The organism is Emticicia fontis (assembly GCF_054779675.1).
In genome coordinates this window covers 36,444-58,302 of sequence record NZ_BAAGXU010000017.1, presented here as the reverse complement: position 1 = coordinate 58,302, position 21,859 = coordinate 36,444, and the positions used below count along the sequence as shown (strand labels likewise).

General features: G+C 37.5%; 18 protein-coding genes. 5 read left to right on the top strand and 13 right to left on the bottom strand.

The features are described from left to right. Positions 1 to 30: 30 nt before the first annotated feature. The 4 genes from ACYVFA_RS09820 to ACYVFA_RS09805 form a co-directional block, all read right to left on the bottom strand. On the bottom strand, positions 31 to 879 hold the full coding sequence (locus ACYVFA_RS09820) for a DUF4440 domain-containing protein (RefSeq protein ID WP_460471650.1): 849 nt from the start codon (positions 877 to 879) through the stop codon (positions 31 to 33). 152 nt (positions 880 to 1,031) lie between these two features. Beyond that, positions 1,032 to 2,636 (bottom strand): Na+/H+ antiporter, encoded by a 1,605-nt coding sequence (locus ACYVFA_RS09815; RefSeq protein WP_460471649.1) that lies wholly within the window; start codon positions 2,634 to 2,636, stop codon positions 1,032 to 1,034. A 199-nt stretch (positions 2,637 to 2,835) separates the two neighbouring features. Then, positions 2,836 to 3,822: an aldo/keto reductase gene (locus tag ACYVFA_RS09810; protein WP_460471648.1), complete on the bottom strand. Its 987-nt coding sequence runs from the start codon at positions 3,820 to 3,822 to the stop codon at positions 2,836 to 2,838. A gap of 57 nt (positions 3,823 to 3,879) precedes the next feature. Then, positions 3,880 to 4,779: a helix-turn-helix domain-containing protein gene (locus ACYVFA_RS09805; protein WP_460471647.1), complete on the bottom strand. Its 900-nt coding sequence runs from the start codon at positions 4,777 to 4,779 to the stop codon at positions 3,880 to 3,882. Positions 4,780 to 5,157: 378 nt separating this feature from the next. On the opposite strand from ACYVFA_RS09805, the gene ACYVFA_RS09800 reads away from it, so the two are divergent. The 5 genes from ACYVFA_RS09800 to ACYVFA_RS09780 all read left to right on the top strand — a co-directional run bounded on the left by ACYVFA_RS09800 (position 5,158) and on the right by ACYVFA_RS09780 (position 10,475). Next, positions 5,158 to 6,285: a glycosyltransferase family protein gene (locus ACYVFA_RS09800; RefSeq protein ID WP_460471646.1), complete on the top strand. Its 1,128-nt coding sequence runs from the start codon at positions 5,158 to 5,160 to the stop codon at positions 6,283 to 6,285. 319 nt (positions 6,286 to 6,604) lie between these two features. Then, a complete protein-coding gene (locus tag ACYVFA_RS09795) occupies positions 6,605 to 7,009 on the top strand; it encodes a response regulator transcription factor (RefSeq protein ID WP_460471645.1) in 405 nt (134 codons plus the stop codon). Positions 7,010 to 7,023: 14 nt separating this feature from the next. Further along, positions 7,024 to 8,220, top strand: coding sequence for a sugar transferase (locus ACYVFA_RS09790; RefSeq protein ID WP_460471644.1), 1,197 nt, complete (start codon positions 7,024 to 7,026; stop codon positions 8,218 to 8,220). Between the two features lie 120 nt (positions 8,221 to 8,340). Then, positions 8,341 to 9,246 carry a glycosyltransferase family 2 protein gene (locus tag ACYVFA_RS09785; RefSeq protein WP_460471643.1) on the top strand — a complete coding sequence of 302 codons (906 nt, stop codon included), beginning with the start codon at positions 8,341 to 8,343 and terminating at the stop codon, positions 9,244 to 9,246. A gap of 95 nt (positions 9,247 to 9,341) precedes the next feature. Beyond that, positions 9,342 to 10,475, top strand: a complete 1,134-nt coding sequence (locus ACYVFA_RS09780) for a glycosyltransferase family 4 protein (protein WP_460471642.1) — start codon at positions 9,342 to 9,344, stop codon at positions 10,473 to 10,475. 7 nt (positions 10,476 to 10,482) lie between these two features. On the opposite strand, the gene ACYVFA_RS09775 is transcribed toward ACYVFA_RS09780, so the two are convergent. The 9 genes from ACYVFA_RS09775 to ACYVFA_RS09735 all read right to left on the bottom strand — a co-directional run bounded on the left by ACYVFA_RS09775 (position 10,483) and on the right by ACYVFA_RS09735 (position 21,754). Further along, the gene (locus ACYVFA_RS09775; RefSeq protein WP_460471641.1) at positions 10,483 to 11,343 is read right to left on the bottom strand and encodes a core-2/I-branching beta-1,6-N-acetylglucosaminyltransferase family protein; all 861 of its coding nucleotides are present in this window, start codon (positions 11,341 to 11,343) and stop codon (positions 10,483 to 10,485) included. A gap of 9 nt (positions 11,344 to 11,352) precedes the next feature. Continuing rightward, on the bottom strand, positions 11,353 to 12,705 hold the full coding sequence (locus ACYVFA_RS09770) for an oligosaccharide flippase family protein (RefSeq protein WP_460471640.1): 1,353 nt from the start codon (positions 12,703 to 12,705) through the stop codon (positions 11,353 to 11,355). An 8-nt stretch (positions 12,706 to 12,713) separates the two neighbouring features. Next, entirely contained in the window at positions 12,714 to 13,955 is a 1,242-nt protein-coding gene (locus ACYVFA_RS09765) for a glycosyltransferase family protein (RefSeq protein ID WP_460471639.1), read from the bottom strand. A 103-nt stretch (positions 13,956 to 14,058) separates the two neighbouring features. Then, positions 14,059 to 15,234 (bottom strand): glycosyltransferase family 2 protein, encoded by a 1,176-nt coding sequence (locus ACYVFA_RS09760; RefSeq protein ID WP_460471638.1) that lies wholly within the window; start codon positions 15,232 to 15,234, stop codon positions 14,059 to 14,061. A 74-nt stretch (positions 15,235 to 15,308) separates the two neighbouring features. Next, the gene (locus tag ACYVFA_RS09755) at positions 15,309 to 16,784 is read right to left on the bottom strand and encodes an O-antigen ligase family protein (RefSeq protein WP_460471637.1); all 1,476 of its coding nucleotides are present in this window, start codon (positions 16,782 to 16,784) and stop codon (positions 15,309 to 15,311) included. A gap of 14 nt (positions 16,785 to 16,798) precedes the next feature. Next, the gene (locus tag ACYVFA_RS09750) at positions 16,799 to 19,006 is read right to left on the bottom strand and encodes a GumC family protein (protein ID WP_460471636.1); all 2,208 of its coding nucleotides are present in this window, start codon (positions 19,004 to 19,006) and stop codon (positions 16,799 to 16,801) included. Then, on the bottom strand, positions 19,003 to 19,764 hold the full coding sequence (locus ACYVFA_RS09745; RefSeq protein ID WP_460471635.1) for a TolC family protein: 762 nt from the start codon (positions 19,762 to 19,764) through the stop codon (positions 19,003 to 19,005). Before ACYVFA_RS09745 ends, ACYVFA_RS09750 begins: the two co-directional genes overlap by 4 nt. A 322-nt stretch (positions 19,765 to 20,086) precedes the next feature. Beyond that, a complete protein-coding gene (locus tag ACYVFA_RS09740; protein WP_460471634.1) occupies positions 20,087 to 21,295 on the bottom strand; it encodes a glycosyltransferase family 2 protein in 1,209 nt (402 codons plus the stop codon). Positions 21,296 to 21,385: 90 nt separating this feature from the next. After that, positions 21,386 to 21,754 carry an Hpt domain-containing protein gene (locus ACYVFA_RS09735; protein ID WP_460471633.1) on the bottom strand — a complete coding sequence of 123 codons (369 nt, stop codon included), beginning with the start codon at positions 21,752 to 21,754 and terminating at the stop codon, positions 21,386 to 21,388. Positions 21,755 to 21,859: the final 105 nt, after the last annotated feature.

Sequence of the window (21,859 nt, the reverse complement as noted above, 5' to 3'; positions counted from 1 at the left end):
TCAAACGGATACTTACGAAAATCAAACAGATTAAGGTGTCATTAGTTTAGTAAACGAGAGTGAGCCCATTTTCCATGCACCATCTTTCTTGACATATACTTCTGTTACCATGAATGGATTGGTTACTTCATTTCCTCCTACCACTGCCAGAAGCGTAATTCTATTCAATAAAATAGCTGTATTGTCATCAATGATTTTTACAGAAACCTCGTGAATATCTGCCTTTTTGTAATGGATTCCACCGCTCTTGATAATATCTATTTCACGGTCTTTCTCCCATGAACCTCCCATGTGCACAAAAACTGATTTTTCATCAAATAGTTTTGACAGAGACTCTACATTTTTATCAGCCATCCATTGCCATTTATCTTTTGAGAGCTTAATAATTTCCTGCTCTGTATTTGTACTACTATTAGTCGGCACAGGTGGAGTAATACTATTATATTCTTCGTCGGTTACTCTTTTAGCCCAAACGGTCTTCCCTTTCTGTGTTGGGGTAGCACCAATATAAGAAAAAGTACTGCCCGGAGAAGCTCCATGCCAATGCTCAACACCTGGAAGGCATTTAATGACATCTCCTTTGTGAACAATCTGTATAGGCTTACCTTTTTCCTGATAATAGCCTGTGCCTTCAGTGATTAATAAGACTTGACCGGCCGGATGAGAATGCCAGTCCAGCTTGGCGCTTGGTGCGAAAGTGGCAAAGGCCAGACTATAATTGAAGTTATTGTCGGCCTCACTTAATTCTTTAAGCCAGACAGTTCCTGTATGATTGTCAGTGGTAGAAATTTCACCTTTGGGGAAAATAGAAGTTTCCTGAGCAACAGTTTTTGTAAATATGGCAGATAATATAAGCGTTAAATACAGTAATTTTTTCATTGATTTCATGGGAGAATATGGAGAAATTTGTGTCGTACTTTTTTCAACACAAAGTTTCCATTATTTTTCTCCTGAAATGTTATACATATTACTGAATTATCTACCAAAATTACTGGTTGATAAAATATACCTTAGTAAATAGAATCTAACACTCATTCCAACATCTTCTCCCGCACCTTAAACTCTTCAATATCAATCAAAGAATGGTATTTCCTGACGAGTTCTTCATCAAACTCTGCTTTCAGGTTAATTCGGTTAAGCAATTCTCGTTGGTGTTCTAATAACTGCAGATAAGTATATTGGTAGCTTTTATAAGGGTGTTCTTCGGCTGGGTCTGTTTCGGCTATGGTTTGGTTAAACAGTCTTAGCTCAATTCTTAATTTTTCAAGCAAATCACTTAATTGATTGTCCTTAGCGCCATCTTCCTCATATTTTTTCTCTAAATGCTGTATAGAATATTGCAGGATTTTCTTCTGGATGAGTATTTCCTGATCATGCTCAGACATAGTTGCATATTTATCTTCCATCTGTACTTTTTTAATAAGCCAAGGAAGCGTGAGCCCTTGAAAAACCAAAGTCACTAAAATAACAATGAACGTGATAAATAAAATAAGATTACGATACGGAAATGGCTGATTATCATTGGTAATCAATGGAATAGAAAGCGCCGCGGCTAATGACACTACCCCACGCATACCTGCCCAACCAAAAACAAGGGGCAGCCTCCATCCCGGATTGGCATCTGCTACTGTGATATAGCGACTAACCCAATGGGAAAAACCAGATGCCCCGAGCGCACACAAAACCCGAACCACAATGAGTACAAAAGATATGGCTAAGCCATAGCCAATGGCTTCACTTAATTGCGTATCTCCCAATTGTTCAACAATTGAGGGCAATTGCAATCCAATCAGGAGAAAGACTAAGCCGTTCATTACAAAGACCAGACTACCCCAGACATTTACACCCTGAATCCTGCTTGCATACGAAAGTATTCTTTGCCTTCTGCTTGATAAGAAAAGCCCTCCACTTACTACTGCCAATACGCCCGAAAAATGGAAATATTCAGCAAAATAATACATACAGTAAGGTGTAATGAGCGTGAGGACAATCTCAATACTTGGGGTAGTAGGTAACCACCGGTGTATACCATAGAAAACTAACCCAACCAAAAGGCCAATCAATACGCCTACCACTACCACTAAAAAGAAGCTGGTGGCTGCTTCCTGAAAGTAAAAATTGCCTGTAAGTATAGCTAATAATGCAAAGCGAAAGATAATTAAAGAGGAAGCATCATTCAACAAACTTTCGCCCTCACCAAGGCTTAATAATGACTTGGGTACTTTCAGGCGTCGCATGATAGTAGACGAAGATATTGCATCAGGCGGAGAGACAATTCCACCTAAAAGAAAGCCATGTGCCAGAGTGAATCCCGGAATTAGTGCTACTGAAAATACGGCAATAACCCCGGCATTAATAATCACTACCAGAAAGGCAAAACTCATAATGATGCGTCTCCATCGCCAGAATTCTTTCCATGATACCTGCCAGGCAGATTCATATAATAAGGGCGGTAGAAAAATAAAGAAGATTAAATCCGGGTGAACGGTGACATTAGAAAATATTGAAAGAAAACTAACAGCCAGGCCCCCTAAAACAAGTACTATCGGGTATGCCAAACGAAGTTTATTGGCCACCATAACCAATGCCAGAATAATCAGGATAAGGTAAACGTACTCAATAAACTGGTCGTGCATAATGACAAATATGAGGAGTTTAGGATATATATGTGTTAAACGCTTTCTATTAAAACAAAGAGAGATTATCATTAGAGCATCTCACGAATATCAGCAAATTTATCCTTTTTTCTACATTTGTATATTATTGTTTTATAAAATAAAATGCCTATATAATCAAGCAGACGCTTAACTATATAGGCATAAGTATTTTATAAAATTATAATCCCGTCGATTTCTCCATGGCTTCGGTATAGCGTGTACCTATCACTTTGATATGCGCTGAGGCATTTTCAATTTCCTGCAATTCTTCTGTTGTTAATTGAATGGCAGCCGCACCGTTATTTTCGGTCAGGCGATGGATTTTGGTTGTACCAGGGATAGGTACAATCCAAGGCTTTTGAGCCAATACCCATGCCAGAGCAATCTGGGCAGTTGTGGCATTTCTTCGTTCAGCAAACTGATTCAATAAGTCCAACAAAGTCTTATTGGCTGTGCGCGCTTCTTCTGTATACCTTGGTAAAATATTACGAATATCTCCTTCCGCAAATTTGGTATTTTCATCAATCTTGCCTGCTAAAAATCCTTTCCCTAGTGGACTGAATGCTACCAGACCAATACCCAATTCTTCAATGGTTGGAATGATATCTATTTCGTGCTGGCGTGTCCAGAGTGAGTATTCACTTTGCAAGGCAGTAACTGGTTGTACTGCATGCGCTTTGCGAATAGTACTTGCTCCGGCTTCCGATAAACCAAAATGTTTTACTTTCCCTTCCTTGATTAAGTCTTTTACCGTTCCGGCCACTTCTTCGATAGGTACATTAGGGTCAACCCGATGCTGGTAGAAAAGGTCTATCACTTCCAGTTTCAATCTTTTTAGTGATTCTTCAGCTACTATTCTGATATTATCCGGGTGGCTATTTACACCAGCCATTTTTCCATCCTGAATATTGAAGCCAAACTTAGTAGCAATCACAACTTCATGCTTAAATGGTTCCAGGGCCTCGCCTACTAATTCTTCGTTTGTAAAAGGGCCATATACCTCGGCCGTATCAAAAAAAGTAACCCCCTGCTCAACAGCCGTGCGGATTACTTTAATCATTTCGCTTTTTTCGCCTGCCGGGCCATAGCCAAAACTCATGCCCATACAGCCCAAACCTATGGCTGATACCTCTAAATTACTATTTCCTAATTTGCGTTTTTGCATAGCTATTATCATTTTATAAAGAACAAAATTTAATCATGTATAATGATTTTACGAAAATCAAATATTCCTGAATTTCACTGGGCTTTGCTGAACATGCTTCTTGAAGAAATTATTGAAATGCGTTACTTCCGTAAAGCCCAAAGCATAGGCTATCTCAGATACATTCCATTTACTTTGTTTCAGTAGTATTTTTGATTCCTGTAAAATACGTTCGGTAATAATCTGAGAGGTTGTTTTCTGTGTGATTTCTTTGACTGCTCTGTTCAGGTGATTGACGTGAACATTTAGTTGGTTAGCAAAATCTGATGCCGAACGTAATTGGATTGCCGGATGCGCATCATCAATAGGAAATTGCCTTTCTAACAACTCTAAAAATATAGTAGCAATGCGCTGAGAGGCATTCATCTGCTGTTTTTCAAAAGTTGACGAAGGTTGCATTTTCATCCCGAAATGCAATAATTCAAATACCATATTTCTGAGCAAATCATACTTATGCATATAGTCAGAATTGATTTCGTCAAACATCCGCTCAAAAATGGCATTTACTTTATCTGCCTGCTCATCTGTCAACTCAAATATATGCGTGCCATTCGGTTGAAAAACTTCGTATTGATTCAGATTGCCGAATTGATGGAAGAAGTGTTGATTAAAAATGCAATAAGCTCCGCTTCTAACATTTTCTAGATGCTCCCATTTATACGGTATCTGCGGATTCGAGAAAGATAAAGCCTGTTTCTTTACCTCAATTATTTTATCGGCATAATGCACCTGACTATTACCAACCATCAGCATGACTTTATAATAATCCCGACGTTTATAGGGTACGGGTTTAGACTTGCCATCTATCAGCGGCTCTAATCTGAATAAATTGAAATGCCCTATTTCATTGCGGATATTCTCTGGCATCCACTCAAACTTCCTTTGATACATCTCTTCGATGGTCTCTACTTTTTCCATACGCTTCAATTGATTATCTTCATTCACTATTTCTTCAAAAGTACTGGAAATAGTTCTTTAAACGCTTAAACTTTACCTTACAAAATTAGTTTATCAGATAGCTATTTTCTAAACGAAATTCAAACCAAAACTTACGAAAATCAAACAATCATTAAAAATCCACTCTTCACTTATCAAATTTTATACTAAAGATGGACCTCATAGACTTATGAAATTTATCTACTATATAAAACCCTCTTCAATTCAACTGTTCTTTTAACTAGTAAAATTTTAATGTTCCACTTGATAACTTTATAAAATTATTCGTCGAACTTGGCATTACGTTTGTGCATAAATCTTTGCTTAATATATACTTACCTTTATTTATAGTCACCAAACATGCCAGAAAATCATAAAATCAGAATTCTACAAACAATCAGACAAGGGAAAATAGGTGGCGGTGAAACCCATGTGCTTGATTTAGTGAGCACACTTAATAAAGATAAATATGAATCTATCGTGCTTTCGTTTACAGAAGGCCCGATGGTAGATAAGATGAAAGCGATGGGTGTAAAAACCCATGTAATTTATACCGAAAAACCCTTTGACAGGTCTGTCTGGGGTAAAGTAAAAGATATTCTGGAAGAAGAGAAAATTGAAATAGTACACGCGCATGGCACCAGAGCCAATTCTAATACTTTTTCGGCTGCCAAAAAATTGGGTATTCCTCTCTTGTATACGGTTCATGGCTGGTCTTTTCATAACGACCAGAATTTTCTGGTAAAAAGTGTACGGACATTCGGAGAAAAGTTTCTGGTAAAAAATGCTACCAAAACCATTTGTGTATCCAATAGTAACTATGAAGATGGAGCCAAACGGTTTAATATGAAAAATGCCACAGTGATTACCAACGGCATTAATCTGGATAAATTTAATCTGACTCAATCATTTAAAGATATAAGGAAGGAATTTGATATAAAGGAAGACGAGGTTCTGGTTGGATTTATTGCCCGCATGACCTCTCAGAAAGACCCTTTTACGCTTTTAAAAGCGATAGCGAAGATTCCGGCAGATAGTAAACTAAAATTCCTGATTATAGGCGATGGAGATAGTAAAGAAGCAGTGTTGAAAATGGCAGATGAATTGGGAATCAACTCTAGAGTAATTTTTGAAAAATTCAGACAAGATATACCGGATGTGCTCCACGGCATTGATATTTTCTGCTTACCGTCATTATGGGAAGGCTTACCGATAGCCTTATTAGAGGCTATGGCTATGGCAAAAGCAGTGGTGGCTACTGCCATTGATGGTACCAAAGAAGTAATTGTGCATCAGAAAAACGGTCTATTGGTACCAGTAATGAATCCGGACGAATTAGCAAATGCCCTCATAAGACTAGCCCATGATAAAGCTTTAAGAGATAAATTGAGCAAAGAAGCCCGGTTAACAGTTGAGAAAGATTACAATATTTTGCGGATGACACGTGAGGTTGAAAAGATTTATGATGAATTGCACAAATTACAGTAATATGGTATATTTATAGAAAAAATTTTATTCTTTACTGAGCGGGGTAATGAGCCCCTAAAACCCATCTGTTTACTGCTTAAAAAAAGACTCTTATCAGGTATTTTGGCAAAATAATTGCTATATAATTTACTGATTGAAAGGTCATTTTATTTAAAAACTGTACCCTTAGCAAACAATAATTCTGGTAATTCTGATTATCTGTCTAGGATCAAGAGCCAAAATCTGTTTTTATACCCAATAAGGGCGGTTCTTTTTCATTCAATATATTAAAGCCAGTCATTGGTAAGCTTGTCTAACATATTCTCAAAAAATAATAACGATGAACAAAAAATTAAAACTTCTGATAATTGATGATGAGGCAAGTATTAGAAAAGTTTTAGAGCACTTCCTGAATAAAGAATTTGAAGTAACAGCCAAAAATGATGGAATGGAAGGTATGAGCTGGCTTGAAGCCGGAAATGATACCGACTTTATCATTGCGGATTTGAATATGCCAAATCTGAACGGGAAAGAATTTACTAAAGTAATCAGAGCAAGCAATCTATATTCAGAACTACCAATCATTATACTTTCAGGTACTGACGAAAGTAAAGAACGAATTGAATGCCTGAATATTGGTGCCGACGACTTTATGTTGAAACCATTCAATCCAATGGAAGTTCACGCCAAAATTAAAGCGATTTTAAGACGTGTTAAACCAAAATCTATAGTTGATTCATATTAACTCATCATTCCTATATGAATAATACTTTACCAAATTCTACGACACTTACGGACGAAGAGAAACTCCCGATTAAAATAATTTTAGTAGAAAGAGATGACAAGGCTGTGGTGGATTTCGTAAAGAAATTCGGAGAGAAAATTCACATTAAAGTGATGGAGAGCCCTGAGAGTTGTCTTGACTACTTAAAAAATACTTATCCACCCGATGCGATTGTGATTAGCAGAAGTAGCGGTGGGATAAAATTCCTTGAAACCATTCGCGCTGAGGCCTGGACAAGGACACTTCCGGTAATTATTACCAGCGACCATATCACGCATGGATTACTGAAGGAAATTCATGAAAAGGGGGGTGATGATATTTATCCTAGCGATTTCAGCAGCGGCGATTTAATTACCCGCCTTGATTATTTCATCAAGCGGCGCCATTATAAAGCTATGCAACAAACCAAAGCCAGTATCCTAGATGTAAAGATTCCGCTTTGGAAAAGATTTATTGATGTTAGTACCACAGGACTAGCCCTATTATTGCTGTCTCCGATTTTAATTATCGTGGCCATTTTAATCAAACTTGATTCGAAAGGGCCTGTTATTTATCTGTCTAAACGTGTAGGTGCCGGATATAAAATTTTCAGTATTTACAAATTCCGTACGATGCGAACCAATGCCGACCAATTGATTAAAAATATGGGTTCGCTGAATATGTATACCAAAAATACAGAAACCAAACAGGCAACTGGTCTGTGCGATACCTGTGCAAGCATAGGCACTTGCCAGCAACAATTATATCTGGATGGTGAAATAGTTTGTGAAAAAATGTACCTGACAGAGAAAAAGGAAAAAGTAGCTTTCATGAAGTTCCAGAATGATCCGCGTATCACCAGACTAGGGAAATTCTTACGTAATAGCAGTATTGATGAATTGCCACAATTATTTAATATTTTCTTAGGAGATATGTCGTTGGTAGGTAACCGCCCTCTACCTTTATATGAGGCTGAAAAACTAACCACTGACGAATATATAGAACGTTTTGCTGGCCCCGGAGGTTTGACCGGATTATGGCAGGTAACCAAAAGAGGAAAAGGCAAGAAAGACATGACCGAAGAAGAACGAATTCAGTTGGATATTGAATATGCCAGAAACTTCTCATTCAAATATGATATGAAAATTTTCTTTATGACATTCCCGGCGTTACTGCAATCGGAGAACGTTTAAGACTGCTTCTTTTTATATAATTTAGCATTCATATTGAAGAATTTATTGCCATTTATCGAATTGGATAAATGGCAATATCAGATAAACATTTAAGGATAGAACATTTACGTTTAATCTTTTATGCCAAGCAAAACACCTAAGGTTTCAATTATCACTGTCAATTTTAATGGTACTGCTGTAACTGCCGAATTACTTCGTTCGTTGGAGAAAATCACCTATCCTTCAATTGAAGTTGTTGTGGTTGATAACAGTAACAAGGAGCCGGGGCACCAGTTGCCTATTGACTTTCCATGGATTAAATATCTTGAAACAGGCGCTAACTTAGGTTTTGCAGGAGGCAATAATCGTGGCATGGAAATAGCCACAGGTGATTACTTTTTTCTATTGAATAATGATACAGAAGTTGATCCGGGATTTTTAGAACCGCTGGTCGACCGCATGGAAAGTGATAAAACGATTGGGATTGTTTGTCCGAAATTATTGTATTTCGATGAACCTGATACGATTCAGTTTGCCGGATTTCTACCCATTAATCCTATTACAGGCCGTGGGTTTTCAATCGGGCATTTTGAAAAAGACCAGGGGCAACATGATGTAGCCCGTCCAACTTCAAGGGCACATGGTGCCGCTATGATGTATTCGAGAGAGGCATTCGAAAAAGTTGGCCTGATGGCCGAGCTTTTCTTTTTGTATTACGAAGAAATGGATTATTGTGAGCGTTTTAAGCGCGCAGGTTATACCATCTGGTATGAGCCTAAAAGCAGAGTCTGGCATAAAGAATCGATGAGTACAGGGAAGGGCTCAACCTTAAAAACCTACTATTATAGCCGTAACAGGCTACTTTATTTACGCCGCAATACATTCGGGCTCCAAAGATTTCTGATGTTTATTTATTATTTCTTTATAGCTGTACCTAAAAATATGTTGGGGTATCTACTCAAACGCGACTGGCCGCACCTGAAAGCTTTCTGGCAGGGTTTCGCCTGGAATTTCAGCAATAGCTCAAAAGATATTCATGATAAATAAGTTTATCGGCAGATAGCCCGGAATTAGCGCTATCTTTAAGGAACTTTTGAGTATGTTTTGTTTTTATATCTACACAAGTTTACTTTGCGAACGAGATGCGTATAGGAATAGAAGCTCAAAGAATTTTCCGACAGAAAAAGCATGGCATGGACATTGTCATACTTGAAATACTACGTCAATTGCAGCAAATAGAAACTTCTCACGAATATTTTGCTTACGCTCAGCCTTATAAAGATACAGATACCCTTCATTCTACGAGGAATGTAAAAGTAAAGTTAACGGGTAAGGCTTTATATCCTATCTGGGAGCAATACATTTTACCCAAAGAAATCAAAAAAGATAAACTAGACTTGCTGCATTGCACAAGCAATACTGCGCCTATCAACGTAGATGTGCCATTGGTAGTTACTATTCATGATATTATCTATTTAGAGAAGCAAGTGAGGAGTAATAGTGTTTTTTACCAGAAACTTGGTAGTATTTATCGACGTTGGAATGTACCGGAAATAGCTAAAAAAGCAGCTTTAATTGTTACGGTAAGTGATTACGAACGTACCCGGATTATTGAAAAGCTAAATTTACCACAAGAGAAAGTAAGAACTGTATATAATGCTTGCAGCAATCATTTTAGCAACGAATATAGCACAACTGAGCTAGAAGATTTCAAACAACGAATGAAACTGCCTGAGCGATTTGTATTGTTTTTAGGAAATACAGACCCAAAAAAGAATTTACCCAACGTAATCAAGACCTTAGGCCTACTCTTCCAACGAAAGCAATTAGATTTCACTTTGGTTATTACTGATTTTAGTATTGATCATCTATTACCTATATTAAAAGAACAAAACCAAGAGCATCTGATCAAACATATCAGACTTATTGGATATGTTAATAACCAAGAGCTACCCAAACTCTACCAATTAGCTGAATTATTTTTGTATCCTTCATTGAGAGAAAGTTTCGGGATTCCGATATTAGAAGCTATGCAGTGCGGTATACCTGTTATCACCAGCAATACTTCTGCTATGCCCGAAATAGCCGGAAGCGGGGCTGTTTTGGTAGACCCAACTCAACCAGAAGAAATTGCCGAAAAAATAATAAAGTTATTAAACGATACCGAAATGAGAGCAAAAGTAATAGCTTATGGTCTTGAGAGAGTTAAGCTATTCTCGTGGAAACAGACTACTGAAAAAATGGTGGGTATTTATAATGAAATATTGAAAAGTTAGACCGATTTTAGTGCAATTCTTTATATTTTCTCTTCTCTTTATCTAATTCGTCTAATAATTCAGTAGATACCTCAAAATTGAATTTTCTGGCAAACAGTTTTCCCGAATCTACCAATGCCTGGAAATCCTTCATCGTAAAAGTCTTTGGACTAGCTTTTCCTTCCGACCAGTCAATGTATCGCATACTATCATTTACAATATCTTCTCTATAAGGAGAGTTATAGAGAATTGTCTGGAATATAATTTCATCAGCTCCCCATGTCAGCTCAAAAAACTTCTGAACATCCGTATGTTTCTGTAAATACTCAACAATGTATTTAATATGTTTTAATGTCATAGTAAACCATTGAGATCGCCCCACAGGAATCAGATTGTCAGGCATCTTGCGTTGTGGAGCAAGGAGATTCAAGGTTTTTTCAAGTGCATATCTACCGCTGAAATGGAAATTCACAAAATGATATTTCCTTAATCTTGGCAAAGCCTCCTGCCATTCAGAATCTATCAATAAGGCATCCATAAAAGCCTTGTCGGGGTTATGGGCAAAAAAATCATGAATGAATTCTACATTTTTTAAAGGATAATCCTGCCCACTCAACAGGTTCACATAATCGTATTTTTTGCGCGAAGCCAGAATTTCATAAAAACTATTTACAGTAGCCTGAACAATACTATACGCCCCCCAATATACTTTTATACGGTTGTGAATAAAGAAAACATGATTACTCGCCAGTGGCAGTAAGGGTTCAACATCAGTCTTTAAGTCTACGTGGATATAAAAATCTGCATCAGGATGCGTTAAACTTTCTATCAATCTTTTTAATTGATTGGGGTTAGTAGCATGAGTCAATATTAAATGGGCTATTTTCATAGGTAATTGTTAAGCAGCCTTGTTTTTTAAAAAGACCTGACTGTATAATTGTTTGATTTCATTAAACCCAGTTGTAAAAAAACCCAATAGCGTAAAGTCAAGATATTTTTTCAGCCAGATATATCCAAAAATAATACCAGCTGAAAATGTAAAGAAAGTAGCAATTGCCGTACCAATAATATCCTTAAATATATACAACCCTAAAAAGTCAAAGGCAATATTGGTCGATAACATTAATAATACTTTATAAAAATTGATTTGTGGTTGATGAATTATATCTAAGGTAACACCCATGAATCGGTCAAGCGGGTAAAACATTGCAAAAGACATAAAAATACGATAAACTGTTACCGCTTGCGTATCTATATACTTACCGCCTCCGAGGATCCCAATCGCCAGATCCGCTAATAGAATTGCTATTAAACAGATAGGTATCAGGCAAATCGTAAGCAAGCCGCCATATTTCTGCATGATATTTACTACCTCTTTCTTGTTATTTTTATTAAATGCCTCTGACATAGAAGGCATCCCCGTTGCCAGAAAGCTCCGGAGAGGTATTTCTATAACCTCCATCAGGCGCATCGGAATATTATACATTGCTACTGCTGCAGGTCCTGCTGTACCCAATACAATCATAATGATGAAAGTATCAGAACTACGCAACAAGTTAGCGCTAATAGTAGTGCCGACACTATATTTACCAAAATGGAACAATTCGTTGATTGATTCTTTTGTTCGCTTCTTAAAGGTGTCTAAATGCGTCCATCCTTTTATTAAGCTATAAATACTCACTACCAATACACACGCCGCATTTATTATTAATATTTTGTCCAGTTTCAGTTCATGAAATATAATCATTGCCAAAACTGTGACAATAAACAACCCCTGATTAATTACCCGTAAAATCAATAGTTTATCAAATCGTTGCTCAGCCTGTAATACCCACATAGCAATATTTGAAGGCAAGCTGCAAAGAAAAGTAATACCAAACCATTGAACCGTAATAGATATACCGGGGTTATCGATAAATTGTAAAAAAGGAAGAGCTAATAAATTTAGCACTACCATCACAGCAGTAATGACAATTCCCAGATACCAGACCGAACCCAGCACTGCCTCTGCTTTCTCTTTTTCTGCACCTGTATAAAACTTTATCAAGGCCACCTGCAAACAACCGCTTCTGAATGTATCTAACAGCACAAATACCGATTGAAAAAAAAACCAATACCCGAGGTCATCGGAGGGCATAAATCTGAATAAAATACCAGCAAGCACCATTCCAAGAACAGCCATTGCTCCATTGCCAAACAAGGACAAAAAATGTCTGTTACGCAGTTTAGATATAATATTCTTTAAATTCATGCGATTGATTACAGCGACGAAAGGCTTTTAAGGTGATTTGGGTCTTTTTCGTTTAATAATTGGCCTTGTACTGCATAAATTTTCTCTACGCAGGCTTCCCATGTATGACTTTTAGCGCAGTCAATAGCTCCTAATTTCTGTTCATGCGTTTGCAGTTGCAAGGCTTTTTCTATGGCTTTGAGATAACCCTCAAGGCCAACGGCAAGCTCTACGTGAGGCAAAAACATCTTCATTGCAAGTGTCTCAGTAGCTACTGTTGGTTTACCCATTGATAAATACTCATCAATTTTTCTGGGATAATTACCCATAGTTAAACCATTAATCACCTGTGGATTCATACATACATCCATATAGTGCATATAGGCAGGTAATTCTGTTGTTTTCTTAGACCCAAGAAAATGCACATTCGGAATTTCATGCAATCGGCTTTTTTCAAAAACCGGATCTTCTGGCCCTATCAATACAATCTGCCAGTCTTTTCTTGCTTCGGCAATTTGTTCTAACAATTGAATATCTAATCGCTCGTGAGTCAGAAACCCTACATAGCCAATTCTTGGATGCTCAATTGAGGCTAAATCAGCTGGTTCGGTTTTTTCTGAAAAGGCATCATAAATATCTGTTTCACACCCCTGCCCTATATCTAAACTTCTTGGATTATATTTTAAGCTATAATCAGTCAAATAAGCCGAATTACCAAAAACAGCATCAGCTTCTTTAAGCGTAATAGGTTCTATGCGAGGGCCATGGAATTTGAAATAGGCTTGTTCAACCAGGTTATCTCTTATATAATAAAAGCTCAATAATGGGCCAAAAAACTCTTTGACGAAAGGTCCGGCAAACATCTGGCTATCGTTCAGAACAATACATCTTTCAGGCCTCCAGCCCAATCTTTTTACTGCCTCTTTTAAATCATCAAAAAAACCTTTAGCATTTCTTCTGTTCAGAATATCGTATAGCTTAAAGTTTTTTAGAAAATTAATCGAAGTGCTTAGATTCTGGGGTGTATGCAACCAAAGTTTATCTGCAATTTTTTCAGTGTTTTCACCAATTCCTAATGCCAGCTTCGAGCGTTTACGACCATAAGGAGTACCGATTCTACTAATAAGAGATTTAATATTAGTATCCGGATTTACATACATCACAGGTATAGTCTTGCTGATTTCAGCAGCTAAGTTCCGGGCATTACTACCTAAGTTTAGCTCCCATTCCTGCTGTGCAATCAGGATATATGCATCAACTTCTTTTGACATAGCGCTTGCTTTTAAGTTTCAGACCTTTGAAAAAACCCCAGAGTAGGCATATCACCGCGGTTACTCCAATAATATCCCAAGGCATAGTAGTATATTTTAGATGTTAAGACTCACCGTGTGGTGTATGAATAAATTGTTTACGGGCTTTACCGATATGCAACATGGCTTTCAGCATCGAGAACAAAGCACTTGGTATCTGTAAGAATGCCATAAGCAATTTTTTATTATACCATTTGCCAGGAATACCCATCAATAATGCTAAAACCAGAGCAAAAAACATTCCAATTGTGACGTATAAAAACTCTTTAAAAAAGAATATTGTCAACACTAACCAAAGGCTAACAACTGCTACCAGCATCACCCTCGGTAAGAGATACGTTTGAAAAACTTTATCGAAAAAAGCCACATTTCCTTTGAACAATTGCACCCAGCCTTCTACAAAATACTTCTCAAAAAACTCAATCTGCATGGCTATCCAGCGGCTTCTTTGCTTACTGAAAACATCAGTTTTAGCTACTTTTTCGTCATATACATATCTCCCATCCAGAAAAGCGATGTCTTTGCCTTGTCTGATAATCCGGTATTCCATTTCTTTATCTTCACCCGATGTATCGCCGATATTATGAAGCAACGACACAAAGAAATCCCATTGAAATGCCATACCACTACCAATCAGGGCTGACGGTAAACCTACGGCCACATGGCCTCTTCGGAAAATGTGGTTGTTAATTTCTTCGGTACAAGCATCTAATAAGGCAAATGGCGTTTTAAAATCTTTGGCTGTTCTGTGTCCTTGCACTACCATATACCCTTTTTCAAATGCATTGTTAACTGCATGCAAGAAACCAGGTGACATATGGTTATCAGCATCCAGAATCAAAACTATATCAACAGGCGAGTTGGCAGTTGCCTCAACGGCTTTCTCCAAAGCTTTTCCCTTGGTACTTTTCTCAAAACTTACTTCTACTATTTTAATAGGAAGTGTTTTGAGGGTAGTTAAAGTAGCTTCGCTGAAAGAGTCGGCGATAATTACCACTTCATATTTATCTTTTGGATAATCTTGCAGAATAGCATCTTTGGCTGTATTAATAATGACAGCGTCTTCTTTATAACCCGGAATAAAGATTCTGATTTTTCTGAGCGTTTTGGCTTCTGCAAATTCTTCTTTTGAAGCCAGTTTGCCTGCAATAGAATAAAACAGCAGATATGCCACCTGTATAAACAAGTAGACGAGAATAATGTAGAGAACAATGGTTAATAAGAGGTATAGTACATTCATCGTATTATCGGGTTTTACACAAAAGTGATTACAGGTCAAATTATGCTTAATTGTTTAAACCAGTCTTATTATCATCAGGAATAAACCGATTCTTCATTTTCCTTTACTTCTATTACTTTAGGTTCTGGGGTGTCCCATCTAGGGCTTAACCATATAAAAGCCAGACTAATGTAAACTACAGCTTCTGATGGCATCGCATTTAATACTTCGTTACCATAGCTACAAAGCAAAATCCCGGCCACCCCTGAACAGAGTGATGCCAACTGGTTTTTGAGTACAGGATCTCTGGTTTTCCAGATAATTCCCGCGCTTTTGCCCAGAATATACATCATCATTCCGAACCATATCAGGAAGCCTACAATACCATACATCCCCCATATTTTTACATAAAGGCTGTCTGGCGGTATGGTAGAAATATATTTATTCTTATTATAGGTAGTTCCCCATGTACCCATCGTTCCTACTCCTGCTCCGAAAGGCTTATTTTTTATATAATTAGCCAATATCTGCTGATTAATAAAACGTACCTGTAACGAAGGGTCCTTCGGGTCTAATGATGTGCGCAAACGTCTGATTTCGGCGTTTTGATTACCTATGGTGGTATATTTCAGAACTCCTAAAGCTCCTCCACCCACTATAGCACCTAAAAGCAGAATTTTTACCTGCTTACTCAGTACCAGAAACATGAAGCCCCCTCCTACCAGGCCAAATAAGGCACCTCTCGTGCCTGAAATAATCATACCATACATAATTACCAATCCGGCAATCAGATAGGTAAGTTTCTTTTTCTTAGAATGAGGTCCAACTGCCAGAATAATACACATAATGGCTATATGTGCCTGTGAAGCTCCAAACTGTGCGGCATCAGAATAGTATGAGAAAACTCGAAGTTTACCGAATAAAATATGTGTTTTCTTAGGCCCTTCTTCCAGCCATCTGTTTTCGGCAGCATCTGGTCCCATTTTCATTTGTTTTACCCCATATACTGCTCCAATAAAAGAGAGTACAATGATGATGGTGAAAAAGGTATTGATGTCTGACTTCTTATAAAAAAGTAAAATAGACAATGGAATAGTTAATATCCAGTATAAAGTTGCTGAACGCATTTCATACACCCACCCCAGCACACTTGGTCTTTCGGGATTACCTAATTGCAATATGGTGATTACAAACCATACTACGGCTGTCCAGAACAAATCATTATTAACATATCTGAATTTAAACTTGTCGCTCCTGAAAAATAATATAGCAAACAGCGTCAATAGTAGTATTCCATCAGTACCTAACCCAACCTGTAAGCCTGGAATATGTTTACCTATGGTAGGCATTACAAAAACATATACAATGTAAGTATATATGCCTACGCGCGGTTTCAGAAACACTAATGTAACAAAGCCTATGATAAAGGGCAATACGATAAAAATCACGCCAATAGCAATACCTTTTTTGGCGATCAGCCAACCGCAAGCAATCGTCATCAGAACAATTGGTATCAACCAAATATTCTTGATGATGTTCCGGTTAGTACTATAAAAAGTATTGCCTTCCATTCGCAAAAAAATACTTATCCCCGATAAACTGTTTTTCTATTACCAAATTCAAACTTCACTACTTTCTTGATAAAAGACCTTAGCGCATTACGCTTCTTGGGTACCTCGCCTATATATTCTTCGGCAAAATCGGTTTCTACTCCATTCAGAATAAACATTGGCTGACTACCGGTGGTCTGGGTAAAAATCGAAACCATTTCCTTGTCTTTCGAATCCCAGATACGATTGGCTCTACAAATCAGAATAGAATGATTGAGTGGCGGAAAAAGACCGGGTTTTATAACCATTTTGTCTAAAGCCGGAAACTCTACCAATACAAAATCTTTTTCTTTCTTTCTTACCAGCTCACCACCAGGTATTTTCATTAATTCAACAACTTCATGCTGTCTGATGATTTCCTGTTCGCTAGCCCATTCTAATTGGTGTGCGGCTAAGCTTAGTGGCATAGTAATACCTAGCTGGCGGTATTCAGTATTAGATAATAGCAATTGTCTTTCCACATGGTAATTCAGGTCTAACAGCTGCCTTTCTAATATATCTATTATAGTGCTTTTACCTTCGCCCTTTTGTGTGCTGATAAAACCCAGATAAATAGTATCCTGACGTCCATCTATTTTTGCAAGCACGTGTTGCAATAATCTTAAATCGGCTTGTCTTAAAAAACTCGAATTATCATTAAGCAATGGGTAGATACCTAAGAGAGGAAGATTCACCATCTTCTTAGCCCGGCCTGGTTCCAGTAGCGTTTTATTCACAAATGCTCTTCCAATTACTACCGCCAAGACCAGTACAAAACCAACGAGAAATCCGACTATCACCAAAATAATACGCTTTGATGGGTTTGGCTTTAACGGCAGAAAAGGTGGGTCAACTACATCTAGTTTGGATGTAAGTTCGGTATTTTGCTGCGAAAGTTTTGCCTGATTGAGGTCGTGCAATAATTGTAGATATTCTTGCTCAGATACGTTGATTTGTCTCTCAATCTTTTTCAGAATGGCACCTAACGGAGCAAATTTCCGGTATTCTTCCGTAAATTCTTTCTTGCGTTTGTCCATAACAGCCAGCTTCGCCTTGCTTTGTTCGAAAGCAAGTGTAGTCTTTAGCCACTCATCCATCACGTTCTTTGTTGGAATCCCATTAGGTGTATTGGACTCCTGGTTTAAGCTATTGAGAGATTTTTTAATATTACCCTCATAAACTGTGGCCAGGCTTCTTAAGCTATCCAGTTCTTTTTTATTCGATCCATCTTTATTGACAATTTCACTATTGGCAATCTTAGTGTAAACATCTGAAAGTTTCTGACGCTCGTCTATTATTTCGCTACCATAAATAGATTGGTATGCACGGTTTTTAATACTTTCATTTACTTTATCCAGCGATTTACTGGAGGCCAGTTCGTCCATTTCCAAGGCATGGTTCTGCGCGTATAAATCTTCTCTTTCGCCTGCTACAGCTTTGGTTTGCTCATAGTAGTTGATGATGTCGTTGTTTTTATTAAAATCCAGAAAGAGTTTTTCTACTGAATCAAGCTTAACAAATGCTTTTCTGGTTTGTGTCTCGAAATAGTCTACTACCGAAGTAGTCTGCCCTCCTTTAATTGTTTTGTATTTTTCCATGAAAATACTTTCCAGCAACTCCAATGTCCTTTTACAGATAAAGGGGTCGTTGGTTTCGTAAGATAATTTTACCAAATCACTGGAATTAATACGGCTAGACTCAATTTTATTTAAAGCATCTAAAGAATAATAGGCTTCCTTCGAATTCAAAAGCTCATAAATGATGTTATCGTCGCTACTCTGCATCAATTTGATAATCGCAGCACGTGTTTCGGGCAAGGTTGGCTTTACTATGATTTTTCTTACACTATCCGGAATTTGTTTGCTCAATTCATCATAAGCTAGCCAAGTCATTATTTCCGGGTCATGTTTCTTTAAGGATAAGTGTTCGGCCAGCAACGAAATTGCCACATCTTGCTTGGTATCTCTTGACTGGATAAGGGTCAATAAGTTATCAAAAGCATTGCTGGTAGAAAAGAAGTCACCTTTAATTTCTCCGCTCAGGCTATAGCCTGATGCTATACCCGTATAAATAGTTGATTCAGAAGAATATACTTTTTTCTCCTTACGTGTAAAATAAAAAATTGTTGCGGCTAATAGTATAGGTACTAATATCAGCCACTTCAGATTTTTATAAATTAAATGTAGGAAATGCAAAAAACTCATTTTACTCGCTTTAATAATGACACTAAAGTTGTTCCTGTAAATGTCTCTAATTGCAAAATATTAGTCTGAAACAAATTGACTGTTTGCTCATATTCTATTTTTGCCTTGTTGTTCATATCAAGCACCCTTGAAAGTTGATCAACCGTCAGTTGCCCTTGTAAAAACTCTTTTTCAGCTAAATCATAATTCAATTGTGATGATTGCTTATTGTTTGTGCTAATAGCCAATAATCTCTGCGATAATTTCAGCTCCTGATACATTCTTATCACCTCTTGCTTTACAGCCATTGTAGCTGATTCTTTTTCATGTCCAAAGACCTCCACCTGCATCTGTGCCGATTTCACTAAATGTTTTCTGTTAAGAACAGTTGTTATGGGCAAGGATATACCTGCACCCAAATTATAAAATCCTGTTTGCGTAGTGGTAAGCCTGTTAAAATTGGTTGTTGAGGTTGCATCTGCTACAGCTGCATAATTGGTTCCGTATGCATAGCTTGCCTGTAAACCAAGTGCACTAAAAATAGAATTTTTATTTATTTTCACGTTGGCCTGTGCCAATTGAATACTCTTATCAAATTTTTTTACTTCTCCCGAATTTTTTAAGGCAGCGTCAATCAAAGATGGTAATAGTTCGTCGGTAGCAAAGGCTCTCGCTAAGGTAGCATCAACAGAAGTGACCTGGGCATGTACTTCTGCTTGGGTATAAATAAAGATGAATACAGCTGTAAACGCCGTAAAAAGTCTCTTAAAGCACGTCATTTTCTTAAAAACGAGGGTTCGTTGTCTATCGTTATTAAACAAGCCCGGGGGCCTATTAGCTAGTTCCTCAAATATCATACCCAATCTCATTTTCGTAAGAAATACTTACTAAAAATTAAATTTTTTGTTAATTATTTTTTTGAGCAACTCAATAGCGGAGTCTAAAAAGGCAGCAGGAGGTCAGTAAAAAGAGGAAAATCTTGATTCAATTACAGAAATAGATGTACAATCAACGAATTTATAGTATTTCTTTACAGAATTCTGAATAAAAACAGCTACTCATGTTTTAGTAACTGTTTTTATCGGAAATTATTATCTTTTATCATTGTGCGCGTTTCACTTTTTCCCAGATACCTGAGGAAACTCCCTGGCGGTAGCGGTTATAGCCTTTGATTGCGCAATAATTCATGAATGAAAAGTAAAAGGGTACAAAAAGCAGTTTTATTCTGATTTTCTGATTTTCTAACCAATAGCCTACGATAGCTAATACATAAAAAGCTACTTGTGCAACCAATAATACTTTATACAAAGTTACGAGTTGGCTCATATCTTCCATCAATACCAGAGCCAGATTGAGCGCAAAAATAAGAGGTAAGCAAAAAGGGGCTACGGCCCAACGCATGGCTCTGTGAGATACATATTGAAAAGACAACCAGCCATATTTAAAAATGTTCCATAAGAATCCGAGGCGGGCTATAGATTGAAAACCTCCTGTGGCAATGCGGACTTTTCGTTTCATCTCATCCTGAATAGAAAACGACGGTCTTTCAATGGCATAAGCTTCCGGCTCATAAATTACCCGATAGCCACCGGCCGCTACTCTTAATGATATCATAAAATCATCCAACAAAGTGTCTTTTTCAACTGTGCCGTGCAGATTTGTTCTTACAGCAAACAATTCACCTGCTGCTCCTACAACCGAATAGAGTTTAGTATCCAGTTTTTTCAGAAAAGACTCATACTTCCAGTATAGTCCCTCTCCTGCCCCTGCGGCAGCTTCGCTATCATCTACCTGAATACGCTTCTCGCCTGCCACTGCACCTACCTTTTCATCTTTAAAATGACGAACGATATTTTTAATAACGGCTTTATTCAGCGTAGTGTTGGCATCTGTAAAGATAACAATAGGTGTAGTGATAGTTTTTACAGCCATATTCATGGCTTCTATTTTACCTCTACGCTCAGTGCCGCTAATGATTCTCAAATTCGGATAAGAGGGCATCAAAGACTCTATATATTCTGTAGTGCCGTCGTTTGAGCCTTCCGTCACAAATAGAATTTCTATTTTATCTGCCGGGTAGTCAAGATTGAAAGAGTTTTTTACCTTAGCTTCAATACAACTCATTTCGTTGTAAGCAGGAATGGCAAGCGTAACTTTCGGTTGAAAAGCTGGGTCGTCCGGGGTAGGAAATGAAATACCCATGGTTGTCCTGATTTTAACAAATATCCATGCTAAAATACCGTAGCCTATATAAGTGTGAAAAACCAGACCTATACAAACCCAGAAAAGAATTTCAATGATAGTTTTCATTAGAATAATATAAATAGTAGGAAAGCTATATTTAGCAGGAAAACGAAAGCCAGCAAAACCTTTATTTATCTAAAAATTGAGGGTTATTCATTATACATAATCCTCCATTCGTTTCAGTTCTTCTTCAATCACCAGTTTTGCATGATTCACATCTACAGCAATCTGCTGATACTGCGTCAATAACTCTGCTTGAGCAGGGCCCGATTTGGCAAAGGTTTCAAAGGCCTGAATCTTAGGATGTAAAAAAGTAAGCCCAACCATCGAAAACGATGGTTTAATCTGATGTGCCAGGCGACCCACTTCAGCATAATTCTTGCTGATGATTTTTTCGTACATCTCGTTCCAAACCGGAATACTCTCTTCTAAGAAAGAACTAAACATGATTTGCACGATAGACAGGTCTCCACCATAAATTTCGTTGATGTAGTCGGCATCAAGATGAGCGTTAAACTCAAACATACGATTATAATTTTTTAGATAAGAATAAAGCAAAAAAAGTACCATTATATTCTTTTCATGAAAAAATATTTAGATGGTATTCAAGGGATTTTGGTAGCTATTTAT